Here is a 19580-nt window from a genome sequence, read left to right on the forward strand (position 1 = left end):
TGCTTTCAGAATAAAAAATGGTTTTTTAGTCGAGAAGGGGAGATACACCAGATGAGCAATAGAAAGTTTAATGTAGCTGTCGTTGGAGCAACAGGCGCTGTAGGAGAACAGATCGTAAATCTGCTGGAAAAACGGGATTTTCCTGTGGACAAAATCAAATTTCTTTCTTCGCCTCGTTCTGCCGGCACGTTAATTAGCTTTAAAGGTCAGCAAATTCCAGTAGAGATTGCTACCCCCGACAGCTTTGAAGGAATCGACATTGCTTTGTTTAGTGCAGGTGGAGACGTAAGTAAGGAATTGGCGCCGCATGCTGTTCGTCATGGGGCGGTTTGCATTGACAACACCAATGCATTCCGAATGGATCCGACAGCTCCTCTTGTAGTGCCTGAGGTGAATAGCGACAAAATTGCCGAGCATCAAGGAATTATTGCGAACCCGAACTGCTCCACCATTCAGATGGTAGCTGCTTTGAAACCATTATATGATCAGTATGGCATTTCTCGTATCATAGTATCCACATACCAGGCCGTTTCCGGGGCTGGAAGCCGAGCTATTGATGAATTGAATCGTCAAAGCGCAGCGATTCTTAACGGTGATGAAGTTCAGCCTGATCTGTTGCCAGTAGGCTCGTTGCCAGTAAAGCATCAGATTGCTTTCAATGCTATCCCGCAAATCGATAAATTCCAGGACAATGGTTATACACTGGAAGAAATGAAAATGGTACGTGAAACGAAAAAAATACTGGGTGACGAATCTGTGGACGTAACAGCAACGTGTGTACGTATTCCTGTTGTATACGGTCACTCGGAATCTGTATATGTAGAACTTAAAAAAGATTATGATTTAGAAGAAATCCGCAATCTGCTGGCTTCGGCACCGGGAGTAACGCTAGTGGACGATCCTGCTGCTCAGCTTTATCCACTGGCATCCGAAGCTGCTGGAAAACCTGACGTATTTGTGGGGCGTGTACGCCGTGATTTGGGCAATAGCCGTGGATTGAATTTGTGGGTTGTATCCGATAATCTGCTCAAAGGAGCGGCATGGAACGCGGTGCAAATCGCGGAAATTATTGCTGCAAACGCGGAGTAACGTTCCGATATGGGGGAAGAATAATGGGTATTTTGGTGCAAAAATTTGGGGGAACCTCGCTGTCCACACCTGAAGCACGTCAACTTGTGCTGGCACATGTGAAGCGGGAGCTGGAGCAAAATCTTCAATTGGTTGTTGTTGTGTCGGCCATGGGGAGAAAAGGAGAGCCTTATGCCACCGACACGCTGCTGGATTGGGCGGCGTCTAACGGCGACAGTCTTCCGAAGCGCGAGCGGGATTTACTGCTGTGCTGTGGTGAAATCATTTCTGCTGCTACATTATGCAGCCTGATGGAGAAGGAAGGTATTCCTGCTACGGTGCTAACTGGGGCACAGGCGGGCTTTATTACGGATGATCAATACGGCAATGCTCGTATTTTGGATATAAAGCCAGACCGTGTTGTTGAAGAGTTGAACCAAGGCAGAGTTGTCATTGTGACAGGTTTTCAGGGACAAACAGCAGACGGTGATATGACCACCTTGGGTCGGGGCGGCAGCGATACGTCAGCTACTGCTCTGGGTGCTGCTCTACATGCGGATATGGTCGATATTTATACGGATGTGAATGGTATATTAACCGCCGATCCGCGCATTGTGGAAAATGCAAAGCCACTTACACATGTTAGCTATACGGAGATTTGCAATATGGCTCATCAGGGAGCAAAGGTTATCCATCCTCGTGCTGTTGAAATCGCCATGCAGGCTAATATCCCGGTCCGTGTTCGCTCTACCTTCTCCGAAGGAGAAGGTACGTTAGTTACCCACCCGGAAGGCTTTAAAGACGTGCAGGCAGACATCGTAGACCGTTTCGTGACCGGTATTGCGTATGTCGGCAATGTCACTCAGATTAATGTTGAATTAAAGCCGGGTTTGGAGCACTTGCAATTACAAGTATTCAAATCTATGGCTGAACATGGAATCAGCGTTGACTTTATTAACGTAACTCCATCGGGGGCAGTTTATACTGTGTTCGATCATGATGGAAGCAAAGCGGTTGAAGTATTGAACGGTTTGGGTCTAGAACCTAAGATACTGGCCGGGTGTGCTAAAGTTTCTGTCATAGGCGGTGGTATCAACGGGGTACCGGGCATTATGGCGACGATTGTGGAGGCATTGGCAGAATCAGACGTACAGATCCTTCAATCCGCAGATTCAAACACGACGATCTGGGTACTTGTTAAAAAAGAAGATATGGTGCAGGCTGTACGCGCATTGCATAATAAATTTGAACTCCATCAATAGGTGCATTGTCCGTGCTCGGACTTGCAAAAAGGAGGCAGCATGGTGAACTTCGGCAGATTGATTACCGCAATGGTGACACCTTTTGATCAGCAAGGAGAGATTGACTGGACTGCATTGTCCTCGTTGATTGATTACTTAATAGAAGAACAGCACTCAGAGTCACTTGTTGTATCTGGAACAACAGGGGAGTCTCCTACCCTGAGCGATGATGAAAAAATCAAGTTGTTTGCATTTGTTGTAGAAAAAGCAGCTGGACGATGTAAAATTATTGCCGGGACTGGAAGCAACAATACGCGTCACTCTATTCATCTAACCCGTGCCGCGGAGCAGGCAGGAGCAGATGGTGTTCTACTGGTAGTACCATATTATAATAAACCGAATCAGGAAGGGATGTATCAGCATTTCGAAAGTATTGCAAACTCCACATCCCTTCCAGCTATACTGTATAATGTTCCAAGCCGTACTGGAGCGAGTCTAACAGCTGAAACAACGCTGCGTCTTGCACAAATTCCGAACATTGTGGGAACCAAAGAATGTGCATCACTTGCGCAGGTCACACAGATTGCAGCGTCAGCGCCAGAAGGTTTTCTGGTTTATTCCGGGGATGATGCTTCTGGGTTGCCTGCTATGGCTGTAGGTGCTTATGGTATTATCAGCGTAGCGAGTCATGTGGTAGGTGCTGAAATGAAGCAGATGATCGATTCACTTGTAGGAGGACACTCGCAGGAGGCAGCCAAGTTGCATCAGCAGTTGTTCCCGATTTTCAAGGGTTTGTTTGGCTGTCCTCATCCTCTGCCTAATCCGGTGGCAGTAAAATATGCATTGGAATTACGGGGGATTAAGGTAGGTTCGGTTCGGTTGCCACTCATTCCTCCAACTGAGGATGAAGCGGAATTTATTAAGAAATTATTTACCCGCTAAAGAGAAATAGGAATGTAAGCTGTTAATTAATACTAAGGAGTATCCTTGTTAAGGGCAGTCGGTAGGTACAAAACCGATAGAGTTTATTGTCTGACAAGGTTCTCCAGCGTGAAGGGCGTTCTTATAGGACGTCCTTTTTGCTGTGCTTTCAACCATGTATGTAGATAAAATGACAGATACTAATGGTTTCAGACGGCAATGGGAAACCTAGCGTAACGAACAGGATGACTTGTTTTTTCTTATTTTAATCATGTATAATGGGGTCAAGTGACTGGGTGCGGTATTTTTTTGAAAATTAAATAAACAAATCAAGGTACGACGTCCAACTACCATAGGAGGTTTAGATTCATTTGTCTAAAAAAACAAACAACGATAAATTGATGATTTTCGCTTTGGGCGGCGTCGGTGAAATCGGGAAAAATATGTATGTCGTTCAATACGGCAATGACATTGTCGTGGTGGATTCCGGTCTGAAATTCCCGGAAGAGGACATGCTGGGCATTGATATCGTTATTCCTGATATTTCCTACCTTACAGAGAACCGCGACAAAGTAAGAGGCATTGTGCTGACTCATGGTCACGAGGACCATATCGGCGGTTTGCCTTACGTGTTGAAACATTTGAATGTACCAGTATATGGTACCAAATTGACGCTGGGATTGGTGGAAAACAAGCTGAAGGAAGCGAATCTGCTTGGTGAAACCAAACGTATTTTGATCAATGCTGATTCCGAAATCAAGCTGGGTTCCACACTAAAAGCAACTTTCTTCAGAACCAACCATAGTATTCCGGATTCTGTAGGTGTATGTATTGATACTCCTGAAGGCGCTGTTGTTCATACAGGTGACTTCAAATTTGACCATACTCCGGTGAACGGACAATATGCAGATTTGCAGCGTATGGCTGAAATTGGCACACGTGGTGTACTGGCTCTTTTGTCAGACAGTACAAATGCCGAGAAACCGGGCTTTACACCTTCGGAAAAGAGCGTTGGTATTGTCCTGGAAGACATTTTCCGCAAGTCGAGACAGCGTGTGGTCGTAGCCACTTTTGCTTCTAACGTACATCGTATTCAGCAGGTAATTAATGCTGCTGAAGCTACGGGACGTAAAGTAACAGTTATTGGTCGAAGCATGGTTAATGTCGTAGGTATTGCTTCGGACTTGGGCTATTTGGAAATTCCAGATGGAATGCTGATTGAGCCTGAAGAAGTTGGCAAAATGTCAGCGGATCGTGTAGTTATTCTCTGCACAGGCAGTCAGGGTGAACCGATGTCCGCTTTGACAAGAATGGCTCGTTCCACACATCGAAAGGTTGACATTCTTCCAGGGGATTCAGTCATCATCGCAGCTACTCCGGTACCGGGTAATGAAAAATACGTTGGACGCACAATTGATGAACTGTTCCGTCTGGGTGCCAATGTATATTACAGCGCAGCTAATCCAGGTATCCACGTTTCTGGACACGGAAGCCAGGAAGAACTCAAGCTGATGCTGAATCTGATGAAACCAAAGTTCTTCTTGCCAATTCATGGTGAGTTTAGAATGCAACGTCGTCACGCTCTTCTTGCTGAAGGCGTAGGTATAGAGCCTGAAAATATCTTCATCACGGATATCGGTGAAGTCATTGAAATTCAGAATGGCGGAGCACGCAGAGCTGGTAAAGTTACAGCAGGCAACGTACTGATCGATGGACTAGGCGTAGGGGATGTAGGAAATATCGTATTGCGCGACCGCAAATTGCTGTCACAGGACGGTATTTTGGTGGTGGTTGTCACGCTGAGCAAGCAAGACGGAACGATTAAATCAGGCCCAGATATCATTTCCCGCGGTTTCGTATATGTCCGTGAATCGGAAGGTCTACTGGATGAAGCAAATCGTATTGTCTCAAGTACACTGCATAAGCTCATGAGTGAAAATGTAAATGAATGGGCTTCCCTCAAGACAAATGTCAAGGATGCACTAGGTCGCTTCTTGTATGAGCAAACTCGTCGCAGACCGATGATCCTGCCAATTATAATGGAAGTGTGATTCAATTGAAATTTGTTCAAAAACCTGAATTAAAAACTTAAGTCACAGGCACACAGTCGCCTCTCTTCCCGCAGGAAATATTGGACGGTTTCCGCGGGAGGAGAGGCTTTTTTGATTTTGCGGGACAAGGAAAAGCATGGGGTCGGGTATAAAATATTCCATTTCCATCCCATACTATAGGGTGAATACGGGTCATATAGATGCGTAAAGCGAAAGGAAGATCACCCATATGGAACAATACAGCAATCTAACATCTGGCAACGAGGAAACGGAAGCGCCAGATCAACCAGAAATTGGGCAAAGACCCGCTTTACCTGCTATGGAGGCTTTGCAGCAGCTGGGTCAAACTTCCATGCCTGGAGGCGAGTCCAATATTTTTTGCATGACGATTATCGGTCAGATTGAAGGGCATCTCATTTTACCGCCTCAAAACAAAACGACAAAATATGAGCACATTATTCCCCAGTTGGTAGCGGCAGAACAAAATCCTCGTATCGAAGGATTAATGATTTTGCTGAATACAGTTGGTGGTGATGTAGAGGCAGGACTGGCTATTGCTGAAATGATCGCATCGATGAGTAAACCAACGGTGACTATTGTCATAGGTGGGGGGCATAGCATCGGTGTGCCGATTGCTGTGTCTTCCACTTATTCCTACATTGCGGAGAGTGCGACGATGACCATTCATCCCATTCGGATGAACGGTCTGGTCATTGGAGTACCACAAACTTTTGAATACATGGAAAAAATGCAGGAACGTGTTGTACGCTTCGTCGTTTCTCATTCTCGTATTACAGAAGAGCAGTTTAAGGAACTGATGTTTAAAACCGGTGAGTTAAACCGCGATATTGGTACAGCGGTTGGGGGAGCGGATGCAGTGAAGTATGGATTGATGGACGCGGTTGGAGGCATCGGAGAGGCTTTAAAACAGCTGAACACCATTATTGAAACGCGGCGTCAGCAAAACGGGATCGCTGGGATTCAACAGCAGGCTCCGTATGCTCCTTTTTCTCCCAGTCCCACAGGAACTCCTACAGAGACACTGTCAGGGGAGCAAAGCAGGGAGCTACCTCAATGACACTATATACTGTGATGCCAATGGAAATGGTATGGCAAGGGATGTGGAAAGAGGCTGAGGAGCTTGCAGAGGTTCGGGTAGACGGTCTACTTATGCAGGTACAGCCGCTTGAAAGTCGTCGGGGGATCATTGTACGGTTGTTGGACTGTCCGCTGGAAGCCTACCTGAATCCGCGTTATGGACCAGGTCAAGTTATCGAGTGGTCGTAGAAGGTGTCGAATAGTATAGAAATAGGTCATTTACTGCTGAAAAAGAACATATGTGCGGATACCGGGTGACGTGGTATAATATTCTTCTGGGGGGTGACCTTGTATGTCCAGAAGAAGAAAAAGAAAAAAGAAAGCCGCATTTGGCGGAGTTCTAAAATTTGAAATTTACGGCATTGTGCTGATTACATTAGCGGTCATTGCGTTGTCGGGTGAAGCGGCAGTTGGTCGGTCGCTATCCAAGATGTTTGGGCTCGTACTGGGGAAATTCTATTTTGTTATCCCTCTCATTGGCATTTATTATGGTCTGATGGTGATGATTCACCGCAAGTGGCCGAACCAGTGGAACTCGCGTAAAACGGGTTTGCTCCTGTTGGTATTTGCCTTTACACTTATGAGTTCTATTTCATCTATGGAGCAGCGTTTGGGGCCGATCAACGCGCTTCAGCCGGGCGGAGTGATGACCCAGATACATATAGATATGCGTGAGCAGTTGCTGTCGCCTGACCAGCAGGGCCATACCTCAATGCTGAACAAGGATATCAGCGGGGGGTACGTAGGCGCATTGCAGCTTACTGTTCTGTTGTGGCTGTTTGGTCTCACAGGAGCTAAACTGATCATGATTGTTATGTTCGTCATTTGTTTCATGCTGATGACCCAACTGTCCTATGTGGATTTGGTACGGATTGTAAAGACCAAGCTGCTGACAGTCGGGGGAAGCGTGCGTAAAAAATGGACTGGTAAAGCTACTCCGCTTTCGGCATCTAGCAAAGGTAGTGGAAATAGAAAAATCAAGTCTGAGCCGATTCCTGCCTATGAGGAAGACATGGATGATGACTTTGACGAAATGCAGCCTCCTGCACGCAAACAACCGATTTTCTTTCAGTTGTTTGGTCTCAAAAATTCAGATAAAGCGGACAAGGAGAAGCATTCCGTCGATACGGATGAGGATGATCATGATCTTCCATATGAAGCTGAGGACGCGCAGGCCCAGTGGATAAACGATAACCAGAGTGAAGAGCTGTCTGACGTAGTCGAACACGCTGAGCAGGAAGCTGCAATTCCGGTAAAGAGGTCGCCCATTATTAGGGATTTCTTCGAACAAGTAAAGCATGAGGAAAGAAGACCGGAAGCTGAATTTGGAGAGTCCCTTACAGGGGCAGAGCAGACAACTTCCATTATTGATGAATCCCTGGATGATGACTTTGTGGATGCCAATGCGAATGATTCGACAACGATCCAGGGGACATTAGAAGGTGCTCAGGGACAAGCTCAGACGATTGCAACTGGGGTTGCAGGCGAAGAGGCTGAAGGTACCCATACAGCTATTCCGGCTCCGCCGCCGCCTAAACCGTACAAGCTCCCATCGTTTCGTTTGCTTGCTAAACCACAAAACGTAGGCAAAGGTATGGGACAAAAGGATTACATGCAAACGGCACGCAAGCTGGAAGCAACGCTGGAAAGCTTTGGTGTGCGGGCGAAGGTGCTGGAGGTTGTCCGTGGCCCTGCCGTAACGCGTTATGAAATTCAGCCGGACATTGGAGTAAAGGTCAGCCGCATTGTGAGTCTGACGGATGACATTGCGCTTGCGCTTGCTGCCAAAGATATCCGTATGGAGGCTCCGATTCCTGGCAAATCTGCTATCGGAATTGAGGTTCCGAATAATGAAGTTTCCATTGTCACGATGCGTGAGGTAATGGAGACAACCGTTTTCCAGGAGTCAACTTCCAATTTATCCATTGCATTCGGACGTGATATTGCAGGACAGACGATTGTTGGTAATTTGGCCAAGATGCCCCATCTGCTTGTAGCTGGGGCAACAGGTTCGGGTAAATCAGTGTGTATCAATGGGATCATCACGAGTATTTTGTACAAAGCAAAGCCGGATGAGGTCAAATTTTTGATGGTCGATCCTAAAATGGTGGAGTTGAACGTGTACAACGGAATCCCGCATTTGTTGGCTCCGGTCGTGACTGATCCAAAGCGTGCCTCACTTGCATTGAAGAAAATTGTAGTTGAAATGGAAAAAAGATATGAGTTATTTTCCAAATCAGGAACCCGTAATATTGAGGGCTATAATAATCTGATGAAAGATAACCCGGATGCATTTCTGCCTTACATCGTCGTTATTGTGGACGAGTTGGCAGATTTAATGATGGTAGCTGCGGGAGATGTGGAGGATGCGATTGCACGACTTGCCCAAATGGCGCGTGCAGCAGGCATCCACCTTATCATTGCAACCCAGAGACCTTCGGTTGACGTAATTACCGGGGTGATTAAAGCCAATATTCCTTCACGTATTGCCTTCGGCGTTTCCTCGCAGGTAGACTCCCGTACCATATTGGATATGGGCGGAGCCGAGAAGCTACTCGGACGTGGTGATATGCTATTCATGCCGATGGGTGCTTCCAAACCAGTCCGCGTTCAGGGAGCGTTCATGAGCGATCAAGAAGTCGAAAATATTGTTAACTATGTACGTGAACAGGGTGAAGCGCAGTATGATGAAACGCTAGTGCCGGAGGTGGAAGAGGTATCGGCTGATGCAGATGAAATGCTGGATGAGCTGTACGATCAGGCTGTCAACATCATTTTAGAGGCTAAACAAGCTTCCGTTTCGCTCCTTCAGCGCCGTATGCGGATCGGTTATACACGTGCTGCTCGACTGATTGACTCCATGGAAGCTCGCGGAGTCATCGGCCCTTACGAGGGCAGCAAGCCCCGTGAGGTCCTTATCTCAATGGAGCAATATCAGCAAAATAAAGTTAGTTCCTAAGCATTATCTCTATCCAGCACTACATTAAAACGCTGTTTGTTCGCATGGTGGTTGTTCTATTATGGCAACTCCAAGTGAACAAACAGCGTTTTTTTGTGATGTTTTTTTGAGGTGTGGCGACTACCTGCTGAAAGAAGATTAAAAGGGTGAATAGCTTTAAGCGGAGCTTGTCATAATAAACGTAGCCATCCTGTTAATCCCACAAAAGAAAGGTAGAGCGCAGCATATGAAAAAGACAATGGTCTGGATTTGCACGGGTATCCTCGCAGCCTCGGCTATTACGTACACAGGACTTTTTAAAAATGACTCTGCACAGCAGCAAGCAGAGCCGCTGAGCACACAGCAGAAAGTACAAGCAGCGCAACCTTCCCAGCCGACATTCAGCTCGGGAGCGGTTGATTTTGGATCTTACGGTCAGGATGTATATGAGTTGCAATCACGTTTGAAGTTGCTGGGCTTTTTTGGCGGGAAAGTGGACAGCCATTTTGGCAGCAGTACACTAAAAGCTGTCAAGGGTTTTCAAAAGGAATTTGGCATCCGTCCCGATGGATTGGTCGGAGCAAAGACGAAATTAAAGCTGGTGAATGCTACTCCTAACTGGAAGCCAACGGAAACTCCTATGCATCGTAACAATCAAGGTTCCGCTCAGGGACAGACAGCGGACAATAACGATAAAGCGGATCAAAATGATGAAACGATGGGATCGGCCAACACCATGGGACTATCTGAAAATGATCTTAAAATTATGGCCAACGCGGTCTACGGTGAATCCCGCGGCGAGCCATTTGAAGGACAAGTTGCCGTCGCGGCTGTTATTTTGAACAGGGTTAAGTCACCCAGCTTTCCCAACTCACCATCTGGAGTGATCTTTCAGCCAGGAGCTTTCACAGCTGTAGCAGACGGCCAAATCTGGCTCACACCCAATGAGACTGCACAAAAGGCGGTACGCCAAGCACTGAACGGCTGGGATCCAAGCGGAGGATGTCTTTATTATTTTAACCCAAAAACAGCCACCTCCAAATGGATTTGGTCCCGTCCGCAGGTGAAAACCATTGGGGAGCATATTTTCTGCATGTAAAACGCCGAAGCAGCCGGGAGCTTGTCTCCGGTTGCTTCTTGGCTTTTGCATGGTTAGAATAAAGATTGGTACACTTTACCTCTTTACAGGAGGATGATTTACAGCAGCTAATGCTAATCAAAGGCTAGACGCAAATTGACGTCACAAAGGAGTTTTGGACTTGAACAAAACAGGTTTCGAGCGTGGCACACGCAGACAACTGAGGATTCATGTACTGCCGACCAAGCGCTTTAAGACGTTTGCCATATCGTTGTATGTAGGTACTCCGCTACGTGAGGAAACCGTAACCCGAGTGGGGCTGGTACCTTTCGTTCTGCGACGGGGTACAGAATCGTATCCGCAGACTACACAATTCAGAGAACAGTTAGAACAATTGTATGGCGCGGGTTTCGGATTCGATGTATACAAACGTGGAGATTATCAGATCGTGCAATTTCGCATGGATACGATTAATGACAGCTTTGTAAACAGTCCGGATAGTTTGCTGGATCGTTCGTTTGCTTTTCTCGGAGAAGTGCTGACGAAGCCTGCATTGGAAAATGGTGCATTTCAAACGGGATACGTCCAGCAGGAACGAGAAAATGTGCGTAAAAAGCTGGAATCTATAGTTAACGATAAAATACGTTATGCTGGTGAGCGCTGTATGGAGGAAATGTGCAAAGATGAGCCTTATCGTCTGCACCCTCTTGGTCAACGATCCGATCTGGACAGCATAGATGCACAGAGTTTGTATCAGGCTTATGGAGAATGGCTGAATCATGCCAGCATGGATTTATACGTTGTGGGAGATACGACGCTGGAAGAAGTTGAGAAGTTTGTTGATCGCTATTTTCAATTGAACCGTTCAGCGGAAGCAGGGTATGTTCCAGAACAGCCCAAATCGGTAGAGCGTGAGGTTCAAACCGTTGTAGAGCGTCTTGATGTGAACCAGGGCAAGCTCAACATGGGGTTGCGCACCCCTATTACGTATGGAGACGATCGCTATGCTTCCGCTCTGATGTACAATGGCATTTTGGGTGGGTATCCGCATTCAAAGCTGTTCGTTAATGTAAGGGAAAAGGAAAGTTTGGCGTATTACGCTTCATCGCGGTATGACGGGCATAAAGGGATTGGTACGATTCAATCTGGTATCGAAATTCCTAATTATGAAAAAGCGGTTACTATTATCCGCAAGCAACTGGAAGATACGCAAAATGGAGCGATTACCGAGCTGGAAATGACCCAAACGCAGGCGATGATTCGCAACTTGCTAAAGGAGATGCAGGATTCCGCTTTTGAAATGATCGCCTATGATTTTAACAGACAGCTTTCTGGTAAAGAGCGGACGGTAGATGAGCTGCTGAGTCAGGTGGAGGCAGTCAAGGTGCAGGATGTTCAGGATGCCGCCCGGACGTTCCGACTGGACACTATTTATTTCTTGAGAGACCAGAAGGGGGAATAGCGGTGGAGCATATACCATATGAGCATTTGCAGGAAACGTTGTACTATGAAGTAATGGATAACGGTTTACACGTTTATGTGTTGCCCAAACCGGGTTTTCAGAAAACGTACGCTACATTTGCGACTAAATACGGCTCGGTTGATAATCATTTCCGCGTAGAAGGTCAACAGCCCGTAAAGGTGCCGGATGGCATAGCCCATTTTTTGGAGCATAAAATGTTTGAAGAGCCTGAAGGCGATATTTTTGCTACCTTTTCCTCTAATGGGGCATCGGCGAACGCATTTACGAGCTTTGATCAAACAGTATATCTGTTTTCGGCAACCGAGCGTATTCAAGAAAATTTGACCACGCTGGTCAATTTTGTGCAGCATCCTTACTTTACAGATGAAAATGTAGAGAAGGAAAAAGGCATTATCGGCCAGGAAATCAATATGTATGAAGATAATCCCGATTGGCGGAGTTACTTTGGTCTGATCGAGGCGTTGTACAAGGTCCATCCGGTGCATATTGATATCGCAGGTACTGTTCAATCCATCAGTACGATTACAAAGGAAACGCTGTACAGTTGCTATGAAGCTTTCTACCATCCAAGCAATATGATTCTTTTTGTAGTGGGCGGAGTGGATCCAGCTGAAGTAATAGAACTGGTACGTAACAATCAGGCTAAAAAGGACTATAAGCCGCAGGGAGAGATCGAGCGGATTTTCGACGATGAACCCACTACAGTTGCAGAACCACGTCGTGAGGTAAAGCTGGCCGTTTCTCTGCCAAAGCTACTGTTTGGATTTAAGGAGGCTGAAGTAGGCCTAACGGGTGAAGAATTGCTCCGTCATGATCTGGAAACCAAGCTGATGCTAGATCTCCTGTTTGGCTCCAGTACACAACTGTATCAAAAGCTCTACGATGAGGATCTGATTTCGGACAGTTTTGGTCATGAGTACAATAGCACGCAGCAATATGCATTCTCTGCAATCGGTGGGGATACCAAAGACCCGGATCGGCTGTTGGCGAGAATACGTGAAGAGGTGGAGTCCATCCAGAAGCAGGGCTTTGCAGCAGAACATTTTGAACGGGCACGCAAAAAGAAAATCGGTGGTTATCTGCGTACACTCAATTCACCAGAAAATATTGCGCATGAATTTACAAGACATCGCTTCCGGGGCAGCGATTTTTTCCAACTGCTTCCGATTTATGAAAGTATCACGCTTGAGGATGTAAATCGCCGTCTGAAAGACCATATCCAGTGGGATCAACTCGCAATATCACTAGTGGTGAGTCCGTAATGTCCAGGGAGAGGGAAACGATGACCACCGAGGGCGGAGAACTAAAAGCGATTGGCGATACAACCGTGCTGATTACAGGAGCAAGTGGCGGAATTGGTGCGGCTATTGCTGAGCGTTTTGCAGCTGTAGGGATGAATGTGGTCATTCACTACATGAAGTCCCATGAAAAAGCAAATGAAGTTGCCCGTCGTTGCATGGCTTATTCAGGCAAGGTAATGACCGTGTCAGCGGATCTGCGGAGCAAGGAGCAGATCGAACGCATGCGTGAAAAGCTGGATAATCACGGGATGAAGCCGGATATTCTTGTGAACAATGCCGGACTATCTCATTATGGGCTGTTAACAGATGTTTCGGAAGAGGAATGGGACGAAGTGATGGCTGTCAATGTTAAGGGAACCTTTTTGTGCACGCAGGTTTTTATGCCACATATGATTTCCCAACGCTATGGCCGCATTGTGAATGTTTCATCCGTGTGGGGGATATGTGGTGCTTCGTGCGAGGTGTTGTATTCCACCACCAAGGGAGGCATTAACGCTTTCACTAAAGCGCTGGCTCAAGAGGTAGCACCTTCCGGGGTGACAGTGAATGCTGTAGCTCCAGGTGCAGTGGATACGTCGATGCTGGATCATTTGGATGAAGGCGAAATTACCAGTTTGGAAGAAGAAATTCCTGCTGGACGATTGGCTCGACCTGATGAAATATCGTCCCTAGTTTATTTTCTTGCGCTTCCTGAGTCAGGTTATATTAATGGCCAGGTCATAAGTCCTAACGGAGGATGGGTGACTTAAGGGAAATAGCGCTTGGAGGAATCCACCAGTATAGTAAGCGTCTGAGAAGAGCATATTACAACTGTTGATTTTAAATCTGAATCATCTAAGGAGGATTTAAGTATGTCAACAGTTGTTCAGAATTTTGATGTTTGGAAAAAGTTCCTTGGTCAGCGTGTAGAGCAAGCGGAGAAGCTGGGAATCAGCCAAGATACCATTTCTGAGCTTGCTTATGAAATTGGTGATTTTCTGGATGAGAAGGTCGATCCAGCCAACCATTCCAACCGCGCACTGAAAGAACTGTGGGGAGTTGCCGATGAGGACGAGCGTCACACCATCGCCCGGCTAATGGTTAAATTGGCCAAGAGCAACGCATAAGTAGGAACCAACATGAAAAGCTCCCTTTTGGGGGCTTTTCTGTAATGGTTACAGAGCTGTTCTTGTAATTCCATTGTAATTTATATATCATAAACGTGATTGAGGCTTACAACACAATGCAGCCTATCAAATTTCAATAATTGGTTTTGTCGAAAGATGTTATTTTATGATACAATAATGCTTTGATTTGGAGTTGTTGACGGTTTGAATGTGAATGAGGTGCTAACGTGACGGAAGAAACGAAACAGTGGTACATGGAGTACAAGATACATAAAAATCGACCCGGACTGCTGGGAGACATTGCTTCCATGCTTGGTATTCTGGGGGTTAATATACTGACGATCAACGGTGTTGAAGGCGAAAGACGGGGGATGTTGCTTGAAACGGACGATGACGAGAAGATACGCATTCTCGGAGACACGTTAAAAAAAGCGAGCAACATTACAGTCACGGCCTTACGTGCTCCGAGACTGGTTGATATATTGGCAGTAAGACACGGCCGTTACATCGATCGGGATTCGGATGATCGTAAAACATTTCGCTTTACACGCGATGAGCTTGGGTTGCTGGTCGATTTTTTGGGTGAAGTATTAAAGAGGGACGGCAATCAGGTGATCGGTCTTCGCGGGATGCCGCGTGTGGGCAAAACGGAATCCATTATTGCCAGTAGTGTATGCGCAATGAAGCGTTGGACTTTTGTGTCTTCAACGTTACTACGACAGACGGTGCGCAGTCAGCTCTCTGAAGAAGAAATGAACCCGAACAATGTGTTTATTATTGATGGTATTGTGAGTACAATTCGGTCAAATGAAAGACATTATCATCTGCTTCAGGAAATCATGAGTATGCCAAGTACTAAAGTGATTGAGCATCCTGATGTATTTGTACGTGAATCAGGATACAGCTTTGACGATTTCAATATCATTATTGAGCTTCGCAATAATCCGGCTGAGGAAATTATTTATGATACCTTTACAGCCAGTTATACAGAAGATCTTTAAATAAGCGTAATTACACAAGGAGATGATGACATGTCAGAACTGGGTCAGCAATTAAAGGAGGCCCGGCTGCAAAAAGGATTGAGCCTTGACGATGTTCAGGAAATGACGAAGATACGCAAACGTTATCTGGAAGCCATTGAGACGGGCGATTACAAAGTGCTGCCGGGAAGCTTTTATGTCAGAGCTTTTATTAAAACATACGCTGAAACGGTCGGGTTGAACCCCGATGAGATTCTGGAAGGGCATCAAAGCAATGTGCCTGAACCTGAGCCGGAAGCAGTCATGGAGCCTGTTACACAGAAACGCTCCAGCCGTCCCGCCACGATTGGTAATCTTAAATGGTTGCCTACAGCGTTAATGTGGCTTTTTCTAGTTCTCATTGTTGGGGTTATTTATGCTTATTGGGTGAGCAACAACCATTCAACTCCAAAAACAGCAGAAAACACAACGCCGATTACAACACCAAGTACAACACCAAGTACAACACCAAGCACCACACCAAGCACGTCTACTCCTGATACCACTACGACACAGCCGAACAATGGTCAAACGACGGCTCCAAATGGTGCTGGTGGGCAGACTCCTGATGCGGGGCAAACCGGCCAAACTCAGCCAGGTGGTACGGGGAGTACGGGTGCTACTACTCCAGATACTGGACAGCAGCCGGATACGACTACGCCACAACAAGGTGTAACTGTGGCACAGGACGGCAAGCAAGGCAAGACGACGATTTTTAAAGTTTCCAGTTCAACGGGAGCTGCGGTCAAGGTTGATATTAAAGCGACGGGCGAAAGCTGGCTTGAAGTGTACAAGGGAGAAAATTCCCGTGGAGAAAAGCTGAGTTATGGTATGACTAAAAGTGGAGATGCCATGTCATTCGATATTGGTCCAGAAGGTTTATATATCAAATCAGGACGGTCTTCTGCCACAGATATTTCCGTAGCAGGTCAACCGATAACAGATAATAAATCGACTACTCGTGTACTGATCCAGCAAGGAGAAGCTTCTTCGACCGGAACGAGTGCAGGGGTGACGGGTTCACCTGCAGATTCTACGACAGGTAGCAGTACGGATTCAGCACAAAGTAGTACAGATTCTACAACTACTGATGGTGAATAAACGCCTTGGTGCGAGGAAATACTAATGACTGTAATTCCTGGAAAGGCAGTCATTTCATTTTCCGCAAAGTGAGGTGTATACGTTATGACCGTCAGCTGGATTGTGACTGGGCTCGGTATAATTGTCAGTTTACTGGGCTATTATCTGACACCGAATGCATGGGGCTATGGCATACTGGGCTTTGGTCTTGCTCACATTGTGCTTGGACTTTTGGATATGTTCCGAACTCCAACACGAAGCCATAATTAGATATTTTGACCGTAAATGAAATAAAGGCGTTTTTGTCAGGAAAACTGGCAAGAACGCCTTTTTAGTCAACGGATTATTGGATTTTTGTAAATGACTAGCCTATAATTAGATATTGAACTTTGTTGTGGAAAGGAAAGTGAAACGATGGCTTCAGAAAATTCATTTGATATCGTCTCCAAAATGGATATGCAGGAGTTAACAAATGCGGTTCATCAGACGGAGCGTGAAATTGAAACTCGATTTGATTTCAAGGATAGCAAAAGTAGCCTTAAGCTTGAGAAAGAAGCTCTTACGATTGCATCGGAAGACGAATACAAGCTGAATGCGGTGATTGATATTTTGCAATCTAAAATGGCCAAACGAGGTCTGTCCCTTAAAAATGTGGAGTATGGCAAATTGGAACCCGCCTCTTTAGGTTCAGTGCGTCAGCGTCTTTCGCTTAAGCAGGGAATTGATCAGGATAATGCCAAGAAAATTAACATTCTTATTCGGGACTCCAAGCTAAAAGTTAAAAGTCAGATTCAAGGTGATCAAATCCGAGTGACCGGAAAAAACAGGGATGATTTACAGGCGATCATTCAATTGCTGCGTAAAGCTGATTTGCCATTGGAGCTTCAATTTACAAACATGAAATAAAGCCGTTTTCCCTCATACATTTTGTAGGAAAAAACGTTGCTTGATGTGCGGCAGGTTATTTTGACATGCGTTTTGTGCCATATTATACTTGTAACGAAAATGCAGACAATTCAGGTGTATAGCGCTCGTCGATAGCGATTTACATAGGATTGAATTTAATCCGAAAACTGCCATTTGTAATCAAGTACGATAATCAGGGGAGAGTGTGTTGTGAATTTACCCAACAGAATTACAATAACGCGGATTTGCCTTATTCCGGTGATGATGCTGGCTTTGCTGGTGGACTTTGATTTTTATCCGCCGCCGATTGAGATCGGAGCTTTCAAGCTGCCGTATAATCAGCTGATTGCGGCTATCATTTTCCTTGTAGCAGCCAGCACGGATGGTCTTGACGGATATTTGGCACGTAAAAATAATATGGTCACCAATTTGGGCAAGCTGTTGGACCCCCTTGCTGATAAGCTTTTGGTAACCGCCATTTTGGTTTCCTTGGTAGAAATGGGAAAAATCGATTCGTGGATTGTCGTTGTGATTGTTAGCCGTGAGTTTGCGGTTACGGGTCTGCGTCAGATTGCCTTACTGGATGGTTCTGTGGTTGCTGCAAGTAATTGGGGCAAATTGAAGACGATCATCCAGATCGTTGCTATTGTAGCGTTGCTCATTAATAATTTCCCGTTTGTTTTTCTTGGTATCCCGTTTGATTTAATAGCGATATGGGCAGCGGTGTTGATCACCATTTATTCGGGTATTGATTATTTTGTGAAAAATATCCACTTGCTGAGCTCCTCCAAAGTTTAACAGGATAAATTTTATGGAAACAGCAATAGGGACTAAACTTATTGCTGTTTCTTTACATAATTCCCATAATATTCGCAGTACAGGAGGAAGAATTGATGAAAGCTGAAATAATTGCAGTAGGTACAGAGTTATTGCTCGGACAAATAGTGAATACAAATGCTCAATATTTGTCACAAGAGTTGGCTACAATCGGAATCGATGTATATTTTCAGACTGTAGTTGGCGATAACATAGATCGGCTTCAGGAAGCGATAAGAATTGCTCAGAAGCGTGCGGATATTATTTTGTTTTCCGGTGGTCTGGGACCGACTCAGGATGATTTGACGAAAGATGCGATAGCGTCTGTATTGGGGCGAAAATTGCACATAGATCGTCTTGCAATGGACAAGCTAGATCAGTTTTTCCGTAACCGTGGGGTAGAAATGACCGAGAATAACCGCCGGCAGGCGCTTTCTATTGAAGGCGCTACTCCGCTTGAAAATGAGACAGGGCTAGCTGTGGGCGACGCAATTGCACAGGACGGTAAATTTTATGTAGTTTTGCCTGGACCGCCTAAGGAACTCAAACCCATGTTTGCAAACCAAGCGAAACCTTGGTTGCTTCAGCAGGCATTGAGCGGTGAGGAAATGCCAATTTATTCAAAAATGCTAAAATTTGCAGGGATCGGTGAGTCAGCTCTTGAAACCCATTTGTTAGATCTGATCCAATCCCAGACAGACCCCACGATTGCTCCTTATGCCAAGGAAGGGGAAGTCACGATCCGTATATCCACCAAGGCGGCCAGCGAAAGTGAAGCACTAATTAAGCTGACGGCTACGGAAGTAGAAATTCAGCAGCGTCTTTCGGAATATATGTATGCAAGTGAAGATGTTACGCTGGAGAAGGTTATCGTAGATCTAATGGCCAAACGCGGGCTCACTGTGAGTGCGGCAGAAAGCTGTACAGGTGGAATGCTGATGGAACACATCACTTCTATACCTGGCAGTGCTGTTATGTTTCAAGGTGGCATCGTGTGCTATTCCAATGAAATGAAGATGAAATTACTCAACGTGCCTTATGATTATTTGGAAGGGGATCAAGCGCCAGGTGCAGTGAGTAAGGAAGTAGCCCTTGTGCTTGCAGAGCAGGCGAGAATGATCATGGACAGCGATTTTGGACTTTCAGTTACTGGTGTTGCCGGGCCTGGGTATTCCGAACGGAAGCCAGTCGGTTTGGTGTATATTGGCATTGCTGAACGCGACAAGGAAACGGAAGTACATGAACTGAGACTGAGTGGTAACCGTGAAACAATCCGACTGCGATCAGTCAAAGCAATCCTGTACAGATTGTGGCGCAGGCTGGTAGAGAACGAGAAACTCTCTTAAACATCTATGTACAGTGTGGGTCGTAGAGTTGTTTTAGATAGATATTCATGATATAATCATCTTATCGGAAGAACCGTTGCAAAGCCTTTTGCCAGCGGTTCTTTTTTTGTTTTAAGAGACAGGTGTAA

18 protein-coding genes are annotated in these 19580 nt (G+C 45.8%); all 18 read left to right on the forward strand.

What is annotated here, in order from left to right:
- Nucleotides 1–51: 51 nt before the first annotated feature.
- A complete protein-coding gene (locus NSQ58_RS23885; RefSeq protein ID WP_013309939.1) occupies nucleotides 52–1089 on the forward strand; it encodes an aspartate-semialdehyde dehydrogenase in 1038 nt (345 codons plus the stop codon).
- A 23-nt stretch (nucleotides 1090–1112) separates the two neighbouring features.
- Nucleotides 1113–2330, forward strand: coding sequence for an aspartate kinase (dapG, locus tag NSQ58_RS23890; RefSeq protein ID WP_013309940.1), 1218 nt, complete (start codon nucleotides 1113–1115; stop codon nucleotides 2328–2330).
- Between the two features lie 39 nt (nucleotides 2331–2369).
- A complete protein-coding gene (gene dapA, locus NSQ58_RS23895) occupies nucleotides 2370–3251 on the forward strand; it encodes a 4-hydroxy-tetrahydrodipicolinate synthase (RefSeq protein WP_028542708.1) in 882 nt (293 codons plus the stop codon).
- A gap of 350 nt (nucleotides 3252–3601) precedes the next feature.
- Complete coding sequence (locus NSQ58_RS23900) at nucleotides 3602–5281, forward strand: ribonuclease J (RefSeq protein WP_013309942.1); 1680 nt, start codon at nucleotides 3602–3604, stop codon at nucleotides 5279–5281.
- 229 nt (nucleotides 5282–5510) lie between these two features.
- The gene (locus NSQ58_RS23905; RefSeq protein ID WP_023988228.1) at nucleotides 5511–6359 is read left to right on the forward strand and encodes a ClpP family protease; all 849 of its coding nucleotides are present in this window, start codon (nucleotides 5511–5513) and stop codon (nucleotides 6357–6359) included.
- Entirely contained in the window at nucleotides 6356–6568 is a 213-nt protein-coding gene (locus NSQ58_RS23910) for a YlzJ-like family protein (RefSeq protein ID WP_023988229.1), read from the forward strand. Before NSQ58_RS23905 ends, NSQ58_RS23910 begins: the two co-directional genes overlap by 4 nt.
- A gap of 103 nt (nucleotides 6569–6671) precedes the next feature.
- Nucleotides 6672–9338 (forward strand): FtsK/SpoIIIE family DNA translocase, encoded by a 2667-nt coding sequence (locus NSQ58_RS23915; protein WP_076264236.1) that lies wholly within the window; start codon nucleotides 6672–6674, stop codon nucleotides 9336–9338.
- Between the two features lie 226 nt (nucleotides 9339–9564).
- Entirely contained in the window at nucleotides 9565–10416 is an 852-nt protein-coding gene (gene sleB, locus NSQ58_RS23920; RefSeq protein WP_076294874.1) for a spore cortex-lytic enzyme, read from the forward strand.
- A gap of 160 nt (nucleotides 10417–10576) precedes the next feature.
- Entirely contained in the window at nucleotides 10577–11857 is a 1281-nt protein-coding gene (yfmF, locus tag NSQ58_RS23925; RefSeq protein ID WP_023988232.1) for an EF-P 5-aminopentanol modification-associated protein YfmF, read from the forward strand.
- Between the two features lie 2 nt (nucleotides 11858–11859).
- Nucleotides 11860–13140, forward strand: coding sequence for an EF-P 5-aminopentanol modification-associated protein YfmH (yfmH, locus tag NSQ58_RS23930; protein WP_023988233.1), 1281 nt, complete (start codon nucleotides 11860–11862; stop codon nucleotides 13138–13140).
- A gap of 20 nt (nucleotides 13141–13160) precedes the next feature.
- Nucleotides 13161–13928: an elongation factor P 5-aminopentanone reductase gene (gene ymfI, locus NSQ58_RS23935; RefSeq protein WP_023988234.1), complete on the forward strand. Its 768-nt coding sequence runs from the start codon at nucleotides 13161–13163 to the stop codon at nucleotides 13926–13928.
- Between the two features lie 102 nt (nucleotides 13929–14030).
- The gene (locus tag NSQ58_RS23940) at nucleotides 14031–14285 is read left to right on the forward strand and encodes a DUF3243 domain-containing protein (protein WP_013309950.1); all 255 of its coding nucleotides are present in this window, start codon (nucleotides 14031–14033) and stop codon (nucleotides 14283–14285) included.
- Nucleotides 14286–14512: 227 nt separating this feature from the next.
- On the forward strand, nucleotides 14513–15286 hold the full coding sequence (locus NSQ58_RS23945; protein ID WP_013370747.1) for a DUF3388 domain-containing protein: 774 nt from the start codon (nucleotides 14513–14515) through the stop codon (nucleotides 15284–15286).
- Nucleotides 15287–15316: 30 nt separating this feature from the next.
- Nucleotides 15317–16405, forward strand: a complete 1089-nt coding sequence (locus tag NSQ58_RS23950) for a helix-turn-helix domain-containing protein (protein ID WP_075154080.1) — start codon at nucleotides 15317–15319, stop codon at nucleotides 16403–16405.
- Nucleotides 16406–16489: 84 nt separating this feature from the next.
- Nucleotides 16490–16654, forward strand: coding sequence for a hypothetical protein (locus NSQ58_RS23955; protein WP_023988236.1), 165 nt, complete (start codon nucleotides 16490–16492; stop codon nucleotides 16652–16654).
- 144 nt (nucleotides 16655–16798) lie between these two features.
- Nucleotides 16799–17290 carry a YajQ family cyclic di-GMP-binding protein gene (locus tag NSQ58_RS23960; protein WP_013309953.1) on the forward strand — a complete coding sequence of 164 codons (492 nt, stop codon included), beginning with the start codon at nucleotides 16799–16801 and terminating at the stop codon, nucleotides 17288–17290.
- 210 nt (nucleotides 17291–17500) lie between these two features.
- A complete protein-coding gene (pgsA, locus tag NSQ58_RS23965; RefSeq protein WP_013309954.1) occupies nucleotides 17501–18088 on the forward strand; it encodes a CDP-diacylglycerol--glycerol-3-phosphate 3-phosphatidyltransferase in 588 nt (195 codons plus the stop codon).
- A 95-nt stretch (nucleotides 18089–18183) separates the two neighbouring features.
- Nucleotides 18184–19452: a competence/damage-inducible protein A gene (locus NSQ58_RS23970; protein ID WP_028542703.1), complete on the forward strand. Its 1269-nt coding sequence runs from the start codon at nucleotides 18184–18186 to the stop codon at nucleotides 19450–19452.
- Nucleotides 19453–19580: the final 128 nt, after the last annotated feature.

This window comes from Paenibacillus sp. FSL M7-0134 (assembly GCF_038007865.1).
Taxonomy (GTDB): Bacteria; Bacillota; Bacilli; order Paenibacillales; family Paenibacillaceae; genus Paenibacillus; species Paenibacillus polymyxa_B.